The sequence below is a fragment of the Pseudoalteromonas sp. bablab_jr011 genome (assembly GCF_016464045.1).
GTDB lineage: Bacteria > Pseudomonadota > Gammaproteobacteria > Enterobacterales > Alteromonadaceae > Pseudoalteromonas > Pseudoalteromonas lipolytica.
The window spans coordinates 1-508 of the sequence record NZ_JACDWU010000298.1 but is presented as its reverse complement, the minus strand read 5'-3'; the positions used below and the strand labels follow the sequence as shown (position 1 = coordinate 508).

Annotated in this window: 2 protein-coding genes; one reads left to right on the top strand and one right to left on the bottom strand. The window is 39.2% G+C overall.

Annotated features, from left to right (window positions below):
- Positions 1-249: IS200/IS605 family transposase (tnpA, locus tag JIG41_RS18675; RefSeq protein ID WP_199525247.1), on the bottom strand; the 249-nt coding region annotated here is incomplete at its 3' end.
- Positions 250-287: 38 nt separating this feature from the next.
- On the opposite strand from tnpA, the gene JIG41_RS18670 reads away from it, so the two are divergent.
- Positions 288-508: helix-turn-helix domain-containing protein (locus JIG41_RS18670; protein ID WP_199525246.1), on the top strand; the 221-nt coding region annotated here is incomplete at its 3' end.

Here is a 508-nt window from a genome sequence, read left to right as displayed (position 1 = left end):
GGCTTGCTTAATCCTCCTTGCGTGCTGGCCTACTGAATATCGAGTGCCGATTGTAATCAGCATATGAATGTGATCTTTGTCTATCTCAACCTCTTCGATCCTAAAGTCAGATGATAGAGAAACATCGAAAACCGTTTTCTTAACAAACTCACCCAGCCTTCCGTTTAGCAGAGGTTTTCTGTACTTAACCACCAAAATTAAATGAAGCGAAATTAGATATTTGCAGTGAGATTTAGTTTCATATTCCATCTTGACAACTTGGCCTTATACAGTAGTCTATACAGTATATGAAAAAGACGCTCAGATACAACTACAGGCTAAACCCTACGCCAGAACAAGAAGTTAAGCTCATTGAGTTTGGTGCGATAGCGCGTGGCATTTGGAATCTGTTGTTGTCTGAAAATATGCGTCGTTATGAATACGATAAAACATTCCTGTTTTACAAAGATATGGCTTCTCTCCTCAAGGAAATTAAGCCATTCGAGGAATTTAGCTGGATTAAAGCGTT